The sequence below is a fragment of the Sagittula sp. NFXS13 genome, assembly GCF_040148795.1.
Classification (GTDB): domain Bacteria; phylum Pseudomonadota; class Alphaproteobacteria; order Rhodobacterales; family Rhodobacteraceae; genus Sagittula; species Sagittula marina.
Genome location: NZ_JAGEMH010000003.1, coordinates 88,598 through 105,706, shown reverse-complemented (window position 1 = coordinate 105,706; position 17,109 = coordinate 88,598). Strand labels below are relative to the sequence as shown.

The window sequence follows — 17,109 nt, the reverse complement described above, 5'->3', positions numbered from 1 at the left end:
CTCCTTTGTGCGCGGCTTACCCCGCATTCAGGCGCTCCGCCACCTCTGCCACAAGCGCCGCGATCTCTTCGCGCGCAGGTCCGCGCATTTCAAGCGCGCCGCGCCCGTGGCCCATGGCCTCGGCATAGCCCACCCGCTGTGCAATCATCGCCTCGGCCACCGGCGCGCCAAGTTGTTTGGCCGCCTCGTTCACCTCTGCGCCAAGACGCGTTCCCGCACGCGTGCGGTTCATCACCAGCAAAATCGGCCTGTTTTCGCGCGCGGCGAGGTCCATCACCCCTTCGGTCGCCCATAGATCCATGTGACCTGCGGACACCGGCACCACAACCAGATGCGCCACGCGCAACGCCGGGCGCAGGTCACTGTCCACCTTGGGAGGCGTGTCGACGATGACGATGTCGCAGGCGTTGGCCATCTTGCGCACCTCCATCGAGATCCCCCATGCGGAAGATGTGGAAAACTCCAACCCTTCGCAGGACGCCTCGTCGTTTTCGAACCGGGTCACATACCAGCGCCCAAGCGACCCCTGCGGATCGAGGTCGATCAGCGCGACAGTCTTGCCTTCGGCGCGGAACCCCAACGCCAGATGCGCCGCCAGCGTCGTCTTGCCGGAGCCACCCTTCTGCTGCGCCACGGTGATTACCTTGCCTGCCATCTGTGCTCCCCCGTCAGATACGATGTGATACTGCACTCACGTTGGGCGGGTTTCCAGCCCTGCCACATGAGTTAAGCCCCTTTAACCCGCCATTAACCGAGTTTCTGGCAAGCTTAACGCTTATTGCCGCCACGTCGGGAGGCCCCGATGCGCTTGCTGCCTGCCGCTCTGCTGTCTGCCCTTCTCATGCCCTGCCTGGTCGAAGCAGGCGCATGGCCCCGAGACGCGGGCAAAGGTTTCCTCTCAGGGGCAGTGCGTTTGTCGTGGCCACAGGATTTGGCAGACTGGACGTCGGTAAGGCCGACGCAGGATTATCAGACGCTGTACCTGGAATACGGGCTGACCGAGCGCATCACCTTGGGGTTCGACATCGGCCGGTCCGTGTCTGGCGGCAGCAAAACCGTTGCTTTTGCACAGGTGCCACTACGCGACAAGGACACCGGTCCGAAACTGTCTGCTCAACTCGGGTTCGGGCAAATCTCTGGCGATATGGTTCTGCGGCCCGGTCTCTCCATCGGATGGGGGATGTCCCATGGGTGGCTCACCTTCGACGCACAGGCCGAAATACATCTCAACGATGGGGCGACGGACTACAAGCTGGATGCCACCTGGGGTCGAAACTTTGCAGAAGATTGGAAAGCGATCCTGCAATTGCAGACCGGCGTGCAACATTCCGATCCACCTTTCGTCCGCCTCGCCCCGTCGCTGGTCACGCCCGTGGGCAGAGGGTTCAAGACGGAGATGGGCGTCACCTACGGGATAACCGGGGACAGATCCATGGGACTCAAGATCGGCTTCTGGCGCGACTTTTAGGGATCGCGTCCGGGTGGGCGGGGCGCTTTTGCCGTCAGGCAAACAGCACCGCGCGCCCGGACGCCTTCAAACCGCCACGTCAGGCGCGGGGATCACCATGACGCCACCGATCTTCCACTCGCCCAGGACACGCTCCATGCGATAGGCCAGGCCAAACCGCTTTCCCGCCTCATCGGTGATCAACACCTCCTGCCAGATCTGTCCATCCACTTCCCGCAAATCGCCAAAGCGCACGTCACCGGGCCGCCAGACCATCGGGTAGCCGTTGCGCACCATCGCTCCGAACCGATCCGGCGTGCCGAATTGCGTCTGAATGTTGGGGCTGGCGAACTGAAACGCACCAAAGAAGTCATCCTCCCGGAACGCGGCAATCTGATCTGAGATCACATCCGTAATACCGGACTCGGGCGGCAAAACCTCCTGGGCCCGCACCGCAGGCACAAATGCCAACGCCCCCCACGCCGCCACACATATTGCCTTCAACAGTCGCATCTCATGTCCTCCCGCTGCACATCAGACGTAAGCCACGCAGAAGGTCTGTCAAAAGTTTCGCCCGCAGTCGGTGAACCGCGGGCGAAAAACGTACCATCAATGGAGGATCAGATCAGGACAATTGGCCCGCCAGGCCCTTGTCGATCAGCGCGGCGGTTTCCTTCACACCATAGAGCGCGATAAACCCGCCAAAGCGCGGCCCCTGCGACTGGCCGAGCAGGACCTCGTAAAGCGCCTTGAACCACTCTCGCAGGTTTTCGAATTCGTGCTCCTTGCCGACGGCAAAGACCAGCGACTGCAGGGTCTCGTCGTCCGCCGTGCCATCGAAAGACTTGAGGCGGGCAGCCAGATCCTCCATCGCAGCGCGCTCTTTCTCTTCGGGCGCCCGGAAGACCTTTGTTGGCTTCACGAAATCTTCGTAATAGCGCACGGCATATCCCGCCGCCGCATCCACATCCGGGTGGGAATCCGGCGAAGCCGTCGGCGCGTACCGCTTGATGAAGGCCCACATGGCGGCCTTGTCCTCGGCCCCGGCCGCCGACGCGAGGTTCAGCAGCATGGAGAACGGAACCACCATCGTGCTTTGCGGCACGTCGCCTCCATGGATGTGCCACACCGGGTTGTTCACCTGCTGCGCGACATCCTGCGTGTGATAAGCGCGCAACTGCTGGTGATATTCATCCATCGCCTTGGGAATCACGTCAAAGTAAAGACGCTTGGCGGTCTTCGGCTTTTGAAACATGAAGTAGGACAAGGACTCGGTCGAGGCGTATTTCAGCCAATCGTCGATCGAGATCCCGTTGCCTGACGACTTGGAGATCTTCTGGCCGCTGTCATCCAGAAACAGTTCATATGTGAAATGCTCCGGCGCGCGCTCGCCCAGGGCCCGGCAAATGCCGTCATAGATCGGCGTGTTGGTCGAATGGTCCTTGCCGTACATCTCGAAATCAACGCCAAGCGCCGCCCAGCGCGCGCCAAAGTCCGGCTTCCATTGCAGTTTCACATTGCCGCCGGTGACCGGCAGGGTCCACTCCTTGCCGTCCTCGTCGTCGAAGGTGATCTCGCCCTTCTCTGCATCGACGTTCTTCATCGGCACATACATGACGCGCCCGGTTTCCGGATGGATCGGAAGGAAGATCGAATAGGTCGCCGCCCGCTCTTCGCGCAACGATTTCAGCATGATCGCCATCAGGTCATCGTAGCGTTCGGCACAGCGCAGCAGGATCTCGTCGAACTGGCCCGATTTGTAGAACTCGGTCGCTGAATAGAACTCGTAGTCGAACCCGAACGTGTCGAGGAACCGGCGCAGCATGGCGTTGTTGTGATCGCCAAAGCTGTCGTGCGTCTCGAACGGGTCGTAGACAGAGGTCAGCGGACGCTGCAAATCCTCGGCCAGACGCTCGCGGTTGGGCACATTGCCCGGCACCTTCCGCATCCCGTCCATATCGTCGGAAAAGCAGATCAGACGGGTCGGAATATCCGAGAGCACTTCAAAAGCGCGGCGGATCATCGTGGTGCGTGCCACTTCCCCGAACGTGCCGATGTGCGGCAGGCCAGACGGACCATAGCCGGTCTCGAACAGGACATAGCCCTTCTCGGGCGCTTTTTTCTCATAGCGTTTGAGGATACGGCGCGCTTCTTCAAACGGCCAGGCCTTGGCTTTCATGGCGGCTTCGCGAAGATCGGACATTTTCCACAGACTCCTAAGAGGAATAACGCAGGGCTTCCTATTGCCCCGCGCGCCAAGCGTCAATAAATTGCGCTGCAATGCCGCATTTATGGACGGAAAAACAGCATGACCGAAGAAACACACCCCCTGAGCCCGCAGGATTGCCTCGTCGCGCTGATGATCGCCGTCTCCATGTCGGACGAGAACGTCCGCACCTCCGAGTTGGTCAAGATCGATTCGGCCGTGAACATGCTTCCGATTTTCGCCGATTTCGACACAGATCACGTGCGCAGCCTCGCCTCGCTTGTTGCGGACCTGTTTGAGCAGGAAGATGGCCTGGACGCGTTGTTCGGTCTGATCCGCGACAACCTGCCTGAACGTTTCTTTGAAACGGCTTACGCGCTCGCCTGCGACGTGGCAGCCGCAGATGGCACGCTCCGCGAAACTGAGTTGCGTCTGCTTGAAGAGATTCGCTACGAGCTGGACATTGACCGCCTGCACGCTGCAGCCATCGAACGCGGAGCGCGTGCGAGACATATTTCTTTGTAAAATTCACTGATTTTCGAACGCGCGACGTGTCGAACCCGTCAAAAAACAAGGCCCAAAGCCGCATTTACCGGTAAGGGCGAGCAGAACGACAACACTTTCGCGATAAATTTGCCTTGGGTGTGGGAATCCCGACTGCCCTAGAGTTAATCGCTTAGTATTATACCTTCAGGCATGATTTCGCCGATGCGCTGCCACGCACACCTGGAGGGTTGTAAATGAACCGATTTCTATCCGCCGTCTTTGCGGCGGTCTTAATTTTGTGTATGCCGCTTGCCGCGCTTTCCGCGCCTCTCGTGGCCAAGGTCGATATTTCGACGCAGACCATGACCGTGATCTACAACGGACAGATCACCTACCAGTGGCCGGTCTCGACGGCACGCACCGGCAAATATACACCGCGCGGCGCCTGGTCAGCCAAGTGGTTGTCTCGCAATCACAAGTCGAGCCTTTACAACAATGCGCCCATGCCCTTTTCGATCTTTTTCAATGGCAATTATGCGATCCACGGTACGAACCAGATCTCGCGACTGGGCCGCCCGGCCTCAGCCGGCTGCGTACGCCTGCACCCGGAACATGCAGCCGTTCTGTTCGACTTGACCCAGCAAGTCGGCAAACAGAACATGCGGGTGGTGATCGAAAACTGAAAACGCCACGGCGGGAAAAAGCCCATGACCGACTGGCGCTCTAACTCTCACAAATGTCGGGCTGGTCCCGACATCCCCCTTCACGCCGCGTAGACAACTCCCCAGCGCTCGATCAGTTTCTGCTGCAGGATCTTGGCGCGACGATTCCAGGATGCCCCGCCCTCGGGCCGTTCCCGTTGCGCAACGGACAGCGTGGCGCGCCGATCCAGATTGGCCACGAAGATGGCAAAGACCAATTCAGTACCATCCGGCAGATCCGCGAACCCCGCTAAGCCGCTGACAAAATTCAGCGTCCCGGTCTTGGCGTGCACCTTGATCGGATGGTTGTCCATGGGCCGCCCACGGGCATCGCGCATGCCAAATGACTTCAACAACGGCTTCAGAGCATCTTGTTTGTTCAAGGCGATCAAAGCGGACATCATATCCTTCGACTTCACCCGGCTGCGCTCTCCCAGCCCGGAATGATCGGTGAGCGCCAAGGTCGTGACCCCCAAGCTATCGGCCGCCCAAGTGTTCAACACCTGCGCCGACTCTTCGAGGTTTTTGGGCACACGGCCCGTGCGCTGCGCCGTCGCGGTCATGCCAACGACCTCTGCGGTCAGGTTCGTCGACCACTTGAGCATATCGTACAAAATATCGCGCAAAGGCGCGCTGTCCAAAGACGCAAGCTGGTTCACGACCTCCGGCAAAGCCTGAATGACCTGAGGCTCACCCACCGCAATCCCTTGCGCACGCACCAAGCTTTGGAACACTTCGCCGGCATAAAGTTCCGGCTTGCGCACCGGCAGCCAGCGCGCCCCGGAATCTCCCAGAGCATTGCGCGCCACGGTCCAGCTGTCTTGCCCGCTAACGTCAGAGTAGGTGTAAATCGGCGTACTGCGCGGCTCGACCACCATACTGGCCATGCGCACGCTCGGGCGGTGCTTGGCAGAGCGTGCATCCATCGACACACTGTAATTGCTTCCCGCGCGGTGCCATTCAAAATGCACGCGGTTGTAGTTCAGGTTCAGCCCCGAAACACTGGGGTTATATCCGACATGGTCGGGCTGCAGGGGATCAATACCACGAACGTAGGGCAGCGCACCGCCCCAGATCTTCAGCGCGCCTGTCACCCCGGTCACCCCAGCAGCGGCCAAGCCCTGAGCAAGTGTGGCCAAGCCATCGGTATCAAGCGTCGGATCGCCACTACCGGCGAGAATTAAATCGCCCTGCACCACGCCGTCGATCAGCTCTCCGGTGGCGAGCACCCGCGTCGTAAATCGGTACTCCGCCCCCAGGTGGGCCAAGGCATACCCGGCGGTCAGCGCCTTTGCCACGCTCGCTGGCGGCAAGCCCAGATCCGCATCGTGCGCTTCCAGGACCTCGCCGGTGTCGGCCCGCGCCACGACGAAGGAAACATCCCCGTCCAGGCGCGCGTCTGCAATCAGCTCTTCGGCGGAGGCCTGCAGCTCCAGAAGCAGATCATCGTCGCGCGACACCGGACGCAGTGATCGTGCTGGCGCATTGGCCCGTGCGGAAATCGGCAGCGTCATGGCCGCCGCGGAAGCCGCGCTCAAAAACAGTCGTCTCGAATATAACTTGGTCATAGGCCCGATCTAAGCGAATCCACTCTCGCCCCGCAACAGGCCAATGCGGCCATGACGTTCACGTTTTTGCCGCATGAGAAGCACCCCAAGCGCCCTTGGCACGCAACTCGGTGCTGCTTTCCTTGCGCATCGGAATGTTCACGAAACACCAGGCCGGCGCGGAAGCCGCCGCCAAACGGTGCGACTGCGCAGCAGGTACCCGCGAGGCCCGCATGATCCGCGCCGCCACAGAGCTGAGCGCCACGGTCCGAACTTCCGGTCGCGCCAAAACACCGATTGGCACCCGCGCCGCGATGCCTCGCCAGTCCTCCCAGCGATGGAATTGAGCAAGATTGTCGGCCCCCATCAACCAGCAGAACCGCACTGCAGAGAAGTGAGACGTCAAAGCGGTCAACGTTTCAGCCGTATACCGTGTGCCTATGTCCGCCTCGATCCCGCTGACGTGGATTCGGGGGTGGTCGATCATGGCCTCCGCCGCGACAATCCGCGCCTTTAGCGACGCCGGGGCCTTTGGTTTGAGCGGGTTGCCCGGACTGACAAGCCATACAACCGAATCCAGACCAAAGCGTTTCAACGCCTCACGAGAGAGATGTACATGCCCCGCATGAGGCGGATCGAAAGACCCGCCAAGCAACCCCACTTTCGCGCCGGGGCGAAAAGCGACGCCTGCCTTCGACCTGTCCACTCTATTCCCTCGCCTTGCAAGCCTTTCACGACCCTAGAGTTTCCGCAAAACCAAGACAAGGCAGGTGCAGCCGCCAAGACTGCGATGACAGGCATCCTCACACTGGCTGCCGCCGCCGACTGCGGCCCTCGCCAGTGGCGTGGAAGGCTCCGCATGGAACGGAACCGCGTTGTCGCGTTCCAACGCCAGATCTGATGTTTCGGCGTGCATTTCGACATTGGCCCCGATGTCTGCGCTGAACCTGACTATTCCGTCACCAAAAAAACCGAAGCGGGCCGGCTCCCGACACGCCCCCTGCAAGGACGCGATATATCGGACAGATCAGTCCGATGCGTCTGGATCGTTGGAAGCTGTGGATCGCAGCCCTGCTTCGAGAGAGTATCAAGCCGATGACAGGCTCGATCATCGCCTGCGCCCACGTCACGGCAGCCTGATACAAAACGGGCCGCGCTGCTGCGCATTGCACCGACACGTCAGACAATATACGTCCCCACCCAACCAGCTTGACCCAGAGGAGCGATGGACATGGCCTCTTACCAGTATGTTTACCACATGGATGGCGTCTCCAAGACCTATCCCGGCGGCAAGAAGACCTTTGAAAACATCCGCCTGTCTTTCCTGCCGGGCGTGAAGATCGGTGTCGTCGGCGTCAACGGCGCGGGTAAATCCACTTTGATGAAAATCATGGCGGGTATCGACAAGGACTTCACCGGCGAGGCATGGGCCGCAGAGGGCGCCAAGGTTGGCTACCTCCCGCAGGAACCTCACCTCGACGAAAACCTGACCGTGCGGGAAAACGTCATGCTCGGCGTGGCCGAGAAGAAGGCCATCCTCGACAAGTACAACGAATTGGCGATGAACTACTCCGATGAAACCGCCGAGGAGATGGCCGAGCTTCAGGACAAGATCGACGCCGAGAACCTCTGGGATCTCGACAGCCAGATCGACGTGTCGATGGAGGCCCTGCGCTGCCCCCCGGATGATGCCAATGTGGGAAGCCTGTCTGGCGGTGAACGCCGCCGCGTTGCGCTGTGCAAATTGCTGCTCGAAGCGCCCGACATGCTGTTGCTCGACGAACCGACCAACCACCTTGACGCGGAAACGATTGCCTGGCTGCAACAGCACCTGATCGATTACAAGGGTACGATCCTGATCGTCACCCACGACCGCTATTTCCTCGACTCGATCACGGGCTGGATTCTCGAACTCGACCGGGGCCGTGGTGTCCCCTACGAGGGCAACTATTCCAGTTGGCTGGAACAGAAGGCAAAGCGGCTCCAACAAGAAGCCCGCGAGGACAAGGCGAAGCAAAAGACGCTGGAACGCGAACTCGACTGGATGCGTCAGGGCGCCAAGGCCCGCCAATCCAAATCCAAGGCCCGCATCTCGGCCTACAACGACCTTGCCAACCAGTCAGAGCGCGAAAAGCTCGCCCGCGCCCAGATCATCATTCCGAATGGTCAGCGCCTCGGCTCCAAGGTTATCGAAGTGGATGGCCTGTCCAAGGCTATGGGCGACAAGCTCTTGATCGAAAACCTGTCTTTCGACCTTCCCCCGGGTGGCATCGTCGGTGTGATCGGCCCCAACGGCGCGGGTAAATCAACGCTGTTCAAGATGATCACCGGCAACGAGACCCCCGACACCGGCACCATCGATCTGGGCGACACGGTGGAGCTGTCCTACGTCGACCAGTCGCGCGATGACCTGAACGCCGACGACAACGTGTGGGAAGCGATCACCGGCGGCGCGGAAGTCATCAAGCTGGGCGATGCGGAGATGAACTCTCGCGCCTATTGCTCTGCCTTCAACTTCAAAGGCGGAGACCAGCAAAAGAAGGTTGGCCTGCTCTCGGGTGGTGAACGCAACCGCGTCCACATGGCGCGCCTGCTGAAGGAAGGTGGCAACGTCATCCTGCTCGACGAACCGACCAACGACCTCGACGTGGAAACCTTGCGGGCCTTGGAAGACGCGCTTGTCGACTTCGCCGGCTGCGCGGTGGTCATTTCGCACGACCGCTTCTTCCTCGACCGGATTTGCACGCACATCCTGGCCTTTGAAGGCGACGCCCATGTGGAATGGTTCGAAGGCGGCTTCACAGACTACGAAGAGGACAAGAAACGTCGGCTCGGGGCGGATGCCTTGGAGCCGAAGCGGCTGAAGCACAAGAAATTCACCCGTTGAAGTCGCAGAAAAAGCTGCTCGCGTAGGGACAGCATTCAGCATCGGCCTTACGCTTTACGGTCTTGCCGACCCATTTGGGGTCGGCAAGGTCCTTATCTACCTGATCAGAAGATCAGCATTGCGAAATCCCGAAACACACGGACTATCGACAAGGCTCGCATTCTTTCTGTCCTGCGGTTCAACCTCTTCGTGCCGGTTCGGCAATTACCGCCAGGTGCCACCAGAGGGGTTACCGTTTTCGTCACGTCCGAGATTACGCCCGGTCTGGTGTTAACACATCCACTCTTGCTTCGACTCACCAATCCTGTCATACGTGTACTCGCTACCGTTACCAGATTCGCCTACCTGTCTCCCTTACGCGGCGACAGAGCACCGAACTTGCTCTGACCTACGCCGACCCGCAGCAATTCAGCGTGCGGACACTTAAGGAGATACACGATGGCTACTGGCACCGTGAAATGGTTCAACACCACCAAAGGCTACGGCTTCATTCAACCCGACGCAGGCGGCAAAGACGTGTTTGTTCACATCTCTGCAGTTGAGCGCTCCGGCCTGACCGGCTTGGCCGACAACCAGAAGGTTGAGTACGAACTGCAGACTGGCCGTGACGGCAAAGAGTCCGCAGGCAACATCGAGCTCGTTTGAGCCGATGCGGGCTCCGCGCCCGTGCTAAAAATTGGGTGGTCCGCCATAGGTCCATCCCTCCCTCACTAGCGGCTAAATTTATCCAAGAATGGTAAATTTTCGTGCTGGTATGGGCGACAGACGCAAATTAGACTTTGCTGATCTTGCAAAGTCAAATATCTGGCGCCCCTCCCCCACACCCAGAAATTTCCCGTTTAGATTAGCCACTCTGGCGCATACGTTAGAATATGTTTGCCCATATTCGCTCGGCTGGGTGCTCTTGCAATCAATTTCAAACTATCGACCAAATGATTTCGTTTGAAATTGGCAAATGCTGCGATGGCACGATGCGCAAACGTATCTGAAAACCGCTTGGGGCAGACCAAATACATAAAAGTCGCGACACTTCCCCTATGAGTGGTGCGCTGCTGACTGCTGGCCGCCGCCGTTATCCCCTTACAGTTGGCAAGTTGACCAAGCATGCTGCCTAAAAGCCGCTTGCGATGTGATTATTGGTATCAGCGGCTCATTAGGCCTTGCCCAGAACCGCTTTCTCGCCCTCAAATTCCGCCATGCTCAAACACATCCCACCGATCCTATCACCGGAAATACTGTACAGCTTGCGGGCCATGGGCCACGGCGACGTCATCGCCATAGTTGATGCGAATTTCCCTTCTCATTCAATTGGCTGCGAGCGTGTTCACCGCCTTGACGGCATCGCAGCCACAGACGTTCTGCAAGCGGTGCTCACACTGCTTCCCTTGGACACCTTCGTCCCGAACCCCGTATGCACAATGCAGGTCGTGGGTGACGCTAAAGCCGTGCCACCCATCATTGATGAGTTTCAAAGCCTCATAGACAGTATGAATGAAGCGGAAATTAAAATGTCCGCTGTCGAGCGATTTGGCTTTTATGACCTGGCTAAAAATAGTTTTGCCGTGATCCAGACCGGCGAAACAAGGCTTTATGGCAATATCCTGCTGACAAAAGGCGTCATTCCGCCAGCTTAACCACGTTCTTTGAACGTCTCTCTGGCGGAACGCTTTCAGAGCGCTTTAGTTGAGCGTGTTAAAGGAGGTGCCAAAATGGCTCGCAAAGCAAAGAAACCACGCCCTGAAGACAACATTCTGAGGAAACCGGAAAGCTGGGTCTTTACCGACTGGGCATTGCTCTAAATACCCGTGAGCTCTTGGATTTGCGAGATAACCTGATCCGCACCGAGGCCATCACGCAGTGACGTGAAAACAAAGGGACGCCCGTCACGGACACGTGAGGCGTCCCTTTCCATGATGTCCAGAGAGGCGCCCACATGCGGTGCCAGGTCTGTCTTGTTGATCACCAGCAGATCCGAGCGGCGAATGGCTGGTCCCCCTTTACGCGGAATTTCCTCACCTGCGGCAACATCAATGACATACACGGTGAAGTCAGCCAGTTCCGGGCTGAAGGTCGCACTTAGATTGTCGCCCCCCGACTCGATCAGAACCACCTCGACGTCCGGGTGCCTGTCCTGCATTTCGGCAACGGCGGCGAGGTTGATCGAGGCATCTTCACGGATCGCCGTATGTGGACATCCCCCCGTCTCCACTCCGATAATTCTATCTGCGGGCAGGATTTGCATCCGCATTAACGCCTCTGCGTCTTCTTGCGTGTAAATGTCGTTTGTAATGACACCGATCGAATAGCGCTCTTTAAGTCGCTCGGCCAATCGTGCCGTCAATGTCGTTTTGCCCGCGCCCACGGGCCCGCCGATTCCGATCCGCAGCGGTCCATTCATTTTGTTCACGTTTGAAAAACCCTTGTTTTCATAGTTTCATGTCGCATTGCTGCAATGTCTGAGCCAAACCCGTTGGAGAACACGTCGCCTTCGTCCGCGTCCAATGCACGATTGGCCACGTCGGCGCACATTGGCGACAGACGCGCTAAGATAGCCTGAGCATCAGTCTGGCCCAGAGGCATCAATCGTTGTGCTGCGCCAACCAGATTAGTCACGAAGCTTTGGAGATACAGCGCAATCAATGCCTCTGCCTCCAGCTTCAACAGAAAAGCGGCCTCGCCTAAAACAACCGGCAAGAACCTTGCCTTCAGCTCCAAATTCCAGACGCGCGCCGTCGTGAGTACAAAGGCGCGCCCCTGCCGCTCTGCTTCGCGCTGGCGTTCTCTAGATGCGGCGTAGGCCCCGGACAGCGCATCCAACTCGCTCACCGCACGCGCTCCGCGCGCCGCCATGGACATCAAGACCGCATCTGTCCACCCCGACCCGTCATTTAAGAGCACCGACAGCCAACGCTCCAACCCCGGGGCGTCCGTGACCAGACTGTCTGCACAGGCAGCCTCCAACCCATGTGAAAAGGCAAAACTGCCGATGGGATAGGCGGGCGAAAGCCATTGGGTCAGAGTGAGTAGACGCGCATCAATCGGCATGCGCCGTGTGCCCGTGTTCGTGGCTGTGCGTGCGCCCGTGTCCATAGGCGCCACCCTCCGGCGTAAAGGGGCGCACCGTTTCTGTGACATCCGCGCCCAAATGCTCCAACATATGCCGGATCACCGGATCGCGCTGGATGACAAGATGATCAGCGCAAATTTGACAAGGGGTGTGCCGGTTCCCGATGTGCCACGCAAGGCGCGGAAGCGATCCACGCACTTCCAGCACCTCTTCGGGCGCGGCGCGCACCGCTATCCGTACTCCGTCGCTCAATCCCAGCGCGTCCCCATCGTCCAGCGAGGTCGTCTTTTCCAGATCCACGACAAAGGACAAACCCGCCTGGCTGCGCAGTTTACGTCGCCGCAAGAAGCGGGCTTCGTAATCCAGCACCACCACATCCATATCATCAGCGGCACCGGTGCGTAGAACCTCTTGTGCCAACGGCAAATTATTCATTTTTCACGCCTCGTGGTTTTGTTTGCGCCCCGTCTGGGAGGGCAGATTTGCGCGCTTATTTGACTTGTCAGACCAGCACGCGTTTTTGGGTTCGTTTTGAAAACCATTCGTTTACCGCTTACGAATAAAACTTATTTATGAGCACAAGAGACAAGACATCCCGCATCACCGCCTCTCTGGCGTCGCTTCGCGCCCAAATGGATGCGATCAAAGCACAACACTCAGAGATAGCAGGCAGCTATGGCCTTCTTTCTGGCCGCGCCATGCCGCACAGCGCATCCATGATCGACCAGAAGACACCATCAGAAATGGATGACAGTTCGCCATCTGACAACGATCAATCCTCCTCAACAGCCTGACCCGCCCCCCCCCTGCGCGCCCGACCTGAGGCGCGCCATCCGTTGCGTTCATGGTGGCGGTCAGAACATGAAGTACCGCTGTGCCATCGGAAGTTCCGTGGCTGGTTCGCAGGTGAGCAGTTCGCCGTCAGCCCTGACCTCGTAGGTTTCCGGGTTCACCTCGATGTGCGGCATGGCGTCGTTCAGCTTCAAATCAGCTTTACCGATTCCTCGCGTGTTGCGCACCGCCAGCGTGTCTTTCGCCAGGCCAAGCGACTCGCGCAGACCTTCTGAATGCGCGGCCTCTGACACAAAGGTCACGGCGGACCGTTCCACACTGCGACCATAAGCGCCGAACATGGGGCGGGAGTAAACCGGCTGCGGCGTCGGGATCGACGCGTTCGGATCCCCCATCTGTGCCATGGCAATCGTGCCACCCAGCAGCACCATCTCCGGCTTGACGCCAAAGAAAGCGGGGTTCCACAACACGAGGTCTGCACGCTTGCCCACCTCTATCGACCCGATCTCGTGACTTAGACCATGTGCCACTGCGGGATTGATGGTGTATTTTGCGATGTATCGGCGGACACGAAAATTGTCGTTGTCGCCTGTCTCATCTGACAGACGCCCACGCTGTTTCTTCATCTTGTCAGCGGTTTGCCATGTGCGGATCAGCACTTCGCCCACACGCCCCATGGCCTGCGAATCCGATGCGATGATCGAAAAGGCTCCCATGTCGTGCAGGATGTCTTCGGCTGCAATGGTCTCCCGTCGGATCCGCGACTCGGCAAAGGCCACGTCCTCGGGAATGGATTTGTCGAGGTGGTGGCACACCATGAGCATATCGAGGTGCTCATCAATGGTGTTGGTGGTGAAGGGCCGCGTCGGGTTCGTCGAGGAGGGCAGGACATGTGCCTCGCCGCAGATCTTGATGATGTCCGGCGCATGTCCACCGCCGGCACCTTCGGTGTGGAAGGCGTGAATGGTGCGCCCCTTCATGGCCTTCACGGTGTTTTCCACGAACCCGCTTTCATTGAGCGTGTCGGTGTGGATCATCACCTGAACATCCCAATCGTCCGCAACACTCAGGCAGCAATCAATCGCACCGGGCGTGGTGCCCCAATCCTCGTGAAGCTTCAACGCGCAAGCTCCGCCCCGGATCTGCTCCTCCAACGCGGCCGGCAACGAGGCGTTGCCCTTGCCCGCAAAGGCAAGGTTCATCGGGAAGGCATCCGCCGCTTGCAACATACGTCCCATGTGCCATGGCCCCGGCGTGCAGGTCGTGGCCAAGGTGCCGTGCGCTGGTCCTGTGCCCCCGCCAAGCATCGTCGTCAGGCCGGAATGCAAAGCATCTTCAATCTGTTGCGGGCAAATGAAGTGGATGTGGCTGTCAAAGCCCCCGGCGGTCAGGATACGCCCCTCGCCTGCGATGACCTCCGTGCCTGGCCCAACAATGATGCTCACACCCGGCTGGGTATCCGGGTTGCCCGCCTTGCCGATGGCCGCAATACGCCCGTCTTTCAGTCCAACGTCCGCCTTGTAGACGCCGGTCCAGTCGACGATAAGCGCGTTGGTGATCACAGTGTCCACAGCACCGGCGGCACGGGTGGTCTGGGCTTGTCCCATGCCGTCGCGGATGACCTTACCGCCGCCGAACTTGACCTCTTCCCCATAGCCGCCCGCTGCTTCTACGGTCAGGTCGCGTTCGACCTCGACAATCAGATCAGTATCGGCCAGGCGAAGGCGGTCGCCCGTGGTTGGGCCGAACATGGCGGCATAGTCGGAACGTTTGATCCTTGCAGGCATCGGCGGGATCCTCTTTCAGCGTGTTCAGTTGTGCGGCAAGACATGGCCCGGATCGGCGGGCTTGAGGGTGTCTGCGTCGCTATAGAATGGTGAATTGGCAGCAGTCGCGATCTGTGTTGGCGGTTGCCCCCACAGGATCGGCGGTGTCATAGATCCCCCATGACCTGCTGGTTGAATCCGTAAATCCGGCGCGCCCCGGAAAACGGGATCAGCGACACTTCACGGCGTTGCCCCGGCTCAAACCGCACGGCAGTGCCCGCAGCGATGTCCAGGCGGAGACCGCGGGCCTTGTCGCGATCAAAATCCAACGCCGGGTTGGTCTCGGCGAAATGATAATGCGACCCCACCTGCACGGGCCGGTCGCCGGTATTGGCGACCATCAAAGTGGTCACCTCCCGGCCCGGGTTCAGTTCAAGATCACCCTCGGCAGGGATCATCTCCCCCGGGATCATTTCAGCCTCCAGACAACCATCGCTGCAAGGACCAGCACTGCGGCCAATGCCAGCGACAACCACCCCTCGGAGCCGTGCGGGTGCATATGCGCGCCAGCCTCATGGGCCCATGCCTGCGCTGCGATCATCATGCCCGGCAGGGCCAGTCCAAACGTTTTCATCTTAGAAACCTTCCTGCTTCTTTGCTTTCCAAATACTCACTGCGACCAGTGCCGCCCTGCGTCACCGAATAGGGTTGTGCACCGTCACCAGCTTCGTTCCATCGGGGAACGTCGCCTCCACCTGCACCTCGTGGACCATCTCCGGGATACCATCCATGCACTGTTCGCGCGTGATGACTTCGGCCCCGGCCATCATCATATCCGCGACGGACCGCCCGTCTCGTGCGCCCTCGACCACGGTGTCGGTGATCAGCGCGATGGCTTCCGGGTGGTTCAGTTTCACGCCGCGCGCCAATCGCTTGCGCGCCACTTCGGCCGCCATGGCCACCAGCAGCTTGTCTTTTTCGCGGGGGGTCAGGTTCATGTCTTTACAGTCTCCATGATATTGGAAGCCCTTCGCCGGAAAGCCGATCCAGCGCGGGCAAAAGCGTCTGGCGCAGGGCGAAACCGTCTTCGGCAAGCACGCGCGCCACGAGTACATCATTTTGCAAAAGGGTGGCTCCTGCCGTGACTGGCAGCACGGCGCGCAATGGGGTGAGGAACGCCTCGGCCTCCGGGCCGACGAAGACGAGGCTCGCCATGGCCCCTGCCCCGCCGCCCACGGCGGGCTGCGCCATCCGGGCGGCCAGATCACCTTCCAGCCGCAGCGCATCGCAATACAAAGGCGCCCCATCGCGCCATATCTCGATGCGGTCGCGCAGGGCAGCGTCATGCAGCACCTCGCCCATGGCCATCCGGCCAAAGATCACGGGTTCGACCAGCAGCAGGCGGGCATCGGCCTCCATCTTCACCCGCAAGGACCGCTTCAACCGCGCGCCTTCGAACAAGATCAACTCCTGCGGCAACCAATCAAGCCGGCTGCCCGCGCCCACATGCAGCTTCGTGTCCATCTGCGCCCAGCCAGAGGCAGAGCGATAGGCCCGTTCCGCCGCCTGCGTGGTCAAAACAAGACGAGACCCAGCCCCGGCGCCACAGTCCAGTGCCAGCCGGTCGCCGCCGGTCAACCCACCAGATGTATTGATGACAATGGCTTCGAGCCCATCTGCGCGACGTGGAAAGAGGGCCTTCATGCAGCCTTGGGTCCGAAAAGCATCGATCGCTGAAACAGAGCCGCGCGCCTTCGTCGTGAGGCGCAAATTGCCAACGGCCCGCGGCTGGGCCGGTGCCACCGGCAGCGTGGCCAAAATCGTTTCGCGCTGCTGAAGTGTCACACCTGTCCCCGACTTTTCTGCTCATTTCGTAGACGCCCTGGAAACCGGGAGACAACGATTCCCGCAAAAACCCGGCAAAAACATGCAATGCTGCACAATATTTAGACATTTAGTCAAATTACAGCCCGCAAATTGAGCATGCTTCACCAACGGGCCCCGAACCTTTGCCGCCCGATTGACCCAGCGGCAGACCACAGCGCGATATGTCGCTGCCCGCTGGAAAACGTCGATAACTGGCATTCGCGGGTGTGTGACGACCTGTGCCCATTCGGCCTCGGGTCAGATGTGCGCACGGGATGAAACAACAGCTGCGGAGGGGTTCATGCTGTCACGCGAGTACACGCAAATCCATCTCTGCGAGGAGA

The 17,109-nt window shown here is 59.6% G+C and carries 21 protein-coding genes; 7 read left to right on the top strand and 14 right to left on the bottom strand.

What is annotated here, in order from left to right; genetic code table 11:
* Nucleotides 1-16: 16 nt before the first annotated feature.
* Entirely contained in the window at nucleotides 17-655 is a 639-nt protein-coding gene (parA, locus tag J4E08_RS08240; RefSeq protein WP_183963808.1) for a ParA family partition ATPase, read from the bottom strand.
* A gap of 147 nt (nucleotides 656-802) precedes the next feature.
* On the opposite strand from parA, the gene J4E08_RS08235 reads away from it, so the two are divergent.
* Entirely contained in the window at nucleotides 803-1,468 is a 666-nt protein-coding gene (locus J4E08_RS08235) for a hypothetical protein (protein WP_349538061.1), read from the top strand.
* A gap of 66 nt (nucleotides 1,469-1,534) precedes the next feature.
* Here J4E08_RS08235 and J4E08_RS08230 read toward each other — a convergent pair whose 3' ends face one another.
* Complete coding sequence (locus J4E08_RS08230; RefSeq protein WP_349538060.1) at nucleotides 1,535-1,960, bottom strand: DUF4864 domain-containing protein; 426 nt, start codon at nucleotides 1,958-1,960, stop codon at nucleotides 1,535-1,537.
* A gap of 112 nt (nucleotides 1,961-2,072) precedes the next feature.
* Nucleotides 2,073-3,650: a lysine--tRNA ligase gene (locus J4E08_RS08225; RefSeq protein ID WP_349538059.1), complete on the bottom strand. Its 1,578-nt coding sequence runs from the start codon at nucleotides 3,648-3,650 to the stop codon at nucleotides 2,073-2,075.
* Between the two features lie 105 nt (nucleotides 3,651-3,755).
* Here J4E08_RS08225 and J4E08_RS08220 point away from each other — a divergent pair, with 105 nt between their 5' ends.
* Both J4E08_RS08220 and J4E08_RS08215 read left to right on the top strand, forming a co-directional pair.
* On the top strand, nucleotides 3,756-4,178 hold the full coding sequence (locus tag J4E08_RS08220; RefSeq protein ID WP_349538058.1) for a tellurite resistance TerB family protein: 423 nt from the start codon (nucleotides 3,756-3,758) through the stop codon (nucleotides 4,176-4,178).
* 215 nt (nucleotides 4,179-4,393) lie between these two features.
* Nucleotides 4,394-4,822 carry a L,D-transpeptidase gene (locus tag J4E08_RS08215; RefSeq protein WP_349538057.1) on the top strand — a complete coding sequence of 143 codons (429 nt, stop codon included), beginning with the start codon at nucleotides 4,394-4,396 and terminating at the stop codon, nucleotides 4,820-4,822.
* A gap of 80 nt (nucleotides 4,823-4,902) precedes the next feature.
* On the opposite strand, the gene dacB is transcribed toward J4E08_RS08215, so the two are convergent.
* Together dacB and J4E08_RS08205 are read right to left on the bottom strand one after the other, a co-directional pair.
* Nucleotides 4,903-6,408, bottom strand: coding sequence for a D-alanyl-D-alanine carboxypeptidase/D-alanyl-D-alanine endopeptidase (gene dacB, locus J4E08_RS08210; protein ID WP_349538056.1), 1,506 nt, complete (start codon nucleotides 6,406-6,408; stop codon nucleotides 4,903-4,905).
* Nucleotides 6,409-6,466: 58 nt separating this feature from the next.
* On the bottom strand, nucleotides 6,467-7,093 hold the full coding sequence (locus J4E08_RS08205; RefSeq protein WP_349538054.1) for a nicotinate-nucleotide adenylyltransferase: 627 nt from the start codon (nucleotides 7,091-7,093) through the stop codon (nucleotides 6,467-6,469).
* Between the two features lie 525 nt (nucleotides 7,094-7,618).
* Here J4E08_RS08205 and ettA point away from each other — a divergent pair.
* Both ettA and J4E08_RS08195 read left to right on the top strand, forming a co-directional pair.
* Nucleotides 7,619-9,274: an energy-dependent translational throttle protein EttA gene (gene ettA, locus J4E08_RS08200; protein ID WP_183963822.1), complete on the top strand. Its 1,656-nt coding sequence runs from the start codon at nucleotides 7,619-7,621 to the stop codon at nucleotides 9,272-9,274.
* Nucleotides 9,275-9,712: 438 nt separating this feature from the next.
* Nucleotides 9,713-9,919 carry a cold-shock protein gene (locus tag J4E08_RS08195; protein WP_183963824.1) on the top strand — a complete coding sequence of 69 codons (207 nt, stop codon included), beginning with the start codon at nucleotides 9,713-9,715 and terminating at the stop codon, nucleotides 9,917-9,919.
* 194 nt (nucleotides 9,920-10,113) lie between these two features.
* Here the strand turns inward: J4E08_RS08195 and J4E08_RS08190 are convergent, their stop codons facing one another.
* Nucleotides 10,114-10,380: a hypothetical protein gene (locus J4E08_RS08190; RefSeq protein WP_349538053.1), complete on the bottom strand. Its 267-nt coding sequence runs from the start codon at nucleotides 10,378-10,380 to the stop codon at nucleotides 10,114-10,116.
* 90 nt (nucleotides 10,381-10,470) lie between these two features.
* Here J4E08_RS08190 and J4E08_RS08185 point away from each other — a divergent pair, with 90 nt between their 5' ends.
* Entirely contained in the window at nucleotides 10,471-10,908 is a 438-nt protein-coding gene (locus tag J4E08_RS08185; RefSeq protein ID WP_349538051.1) for an RbsD/FucU family protein, read from the top strand.
* 161 nt (nucleotides 10,909-11,069) lie between these two features.
* Here the strand turns inward: J4E08_RS08185 and ureG are convergent, their stop codons facing one another.
* From ureG to J4E08_RS08170, 3 genes are read right to left on the bottom strand one after another with little or no spacing between them, the layout of a single operon-like run.
* Nucleotides 11,070-11,672 carry an urease accessory protein UreG gene (gene ureG / locus J4E08_RS08180; RefSeq protein WP_349538050.1) on the bottom strand — a complete coding sequence of 201 codons (603 nt, stop codon included), beginning with the start codon at nucleotides 11,670-11,672 and terminating at the stop codon, nucleotides 11,070-11,072.
* 5 nt (nucleotides 11,673-11,677) lie between these two features.
* A complete protein-coding gene (locus J4E08_RS08175) occupies nucleotides 11,678-12,319 on the bottom strand; it encodes an urease accessory protein UreF (RefSeq protein ID WP_349538049.1) in 642 nt (213 codons plus the stop codon).
* Entirely contained in the window at nucleotides 12,309-12,776 is a 468-nt protein-coding gene (locus tag J4E08_RS08170) for an urease accessory protein UreE (protein ID WP_183963830.1), read from the bottom strand. Before J4E08_RS08170 ends, J4E08_RS08175 begins: the two co-directional genes overlap by 11 nt.
* A gap of 137 nt (nucleotides 12,777-12,913) precedes the next feature.
* Here J4E08_RS08170 and J4E08_RS08165 point away from each other — a divergent pair, with 137 nt between their 5' ends.
* The gene (locus tag J4E08_RS08165; RefSeq protein WP_349538048.1) at nucleotides 12,914-13,135 is read left to right on the top strand and encodes a hypothetical protein; all 222 of its coding nucleotides are present in this window, start codon (nucleotides 12,914-12,916) and stop codon (nucleotides 13,133-13,135) included.
* Nucleotides 13,136-13,195: 60 nt separating this feature from the next.
* Here the strand turns inward: J4E08_RS08165 and ureC are convergent, their stop codons facing one another.
* The 5 genes from ureC to J4E08_RS08140 form a co-directional block, all read right to left on the bottom strand.
* On the bottom strand, nucleotides 13,196-14,920 hold the full coding sequence (ureC, locus tag J4E08_RS08160; RefSeq protein WP_349538047.1) for an urease subunit alpha: 1,725 nt from the start codon (nucleotides 14,918-14,920) through the stop codon (nucleotides 13,196-13,198).
* Between the two features lie 146 nt (nucleotides 14,921-15,066).
* Nucleotides 15,067-15,372 (bottom strand): urease subunit beta, encoded by a 306-nt coding sequence (locus J4E08_RS08155; protein WP_183963839.1) that lies wholly within the window; start codon nucleotides 15,370-15,372, stop codon nucleotides 15,067-15,069.
* Complete coding sequence (locus J4E08_RS08150) at nucleotides 15,369-15,533, bottom strand: peptidase M23 (RefSeq protein ID WP_246429267.1); 165 nt, start codon at nucleotides 15,531-15,533, stop codon at nucleotides 15,369-15,371. The genes J4E08_RS08155 and J4E08_RS08150 overlap by 4 nt, the downstream gene beginning before the upstream one ends.
* 61 nt (nucleotides 15,534-15,594) lie before the next feature.
* Nucleotides 15,595-15,897, bottom strand: a complete 303-nt coding sequence (locus J4E08_RS08145; RefSeq protein WP_183963841.1) for an urease subunit gamma — start codon at nucleotides 15,895-15,897, stop codon at nucleotides 15,595-15,597.
* A 4-nt stretch (nucleotides 15,898-15,901) separates the two neighbouring features.
* Entirely contained in the window at nucleotides 15,902-16,702 is an 801-nt protein-coding gene (locus tag J4E08_RS08140) for an urease accessory protein UreD (protein WP_502949261.1), read from the bottom strand.
* Between the last annotated feature and the right edge of the window lie 407 nt (nucleotides 16,703-17,109).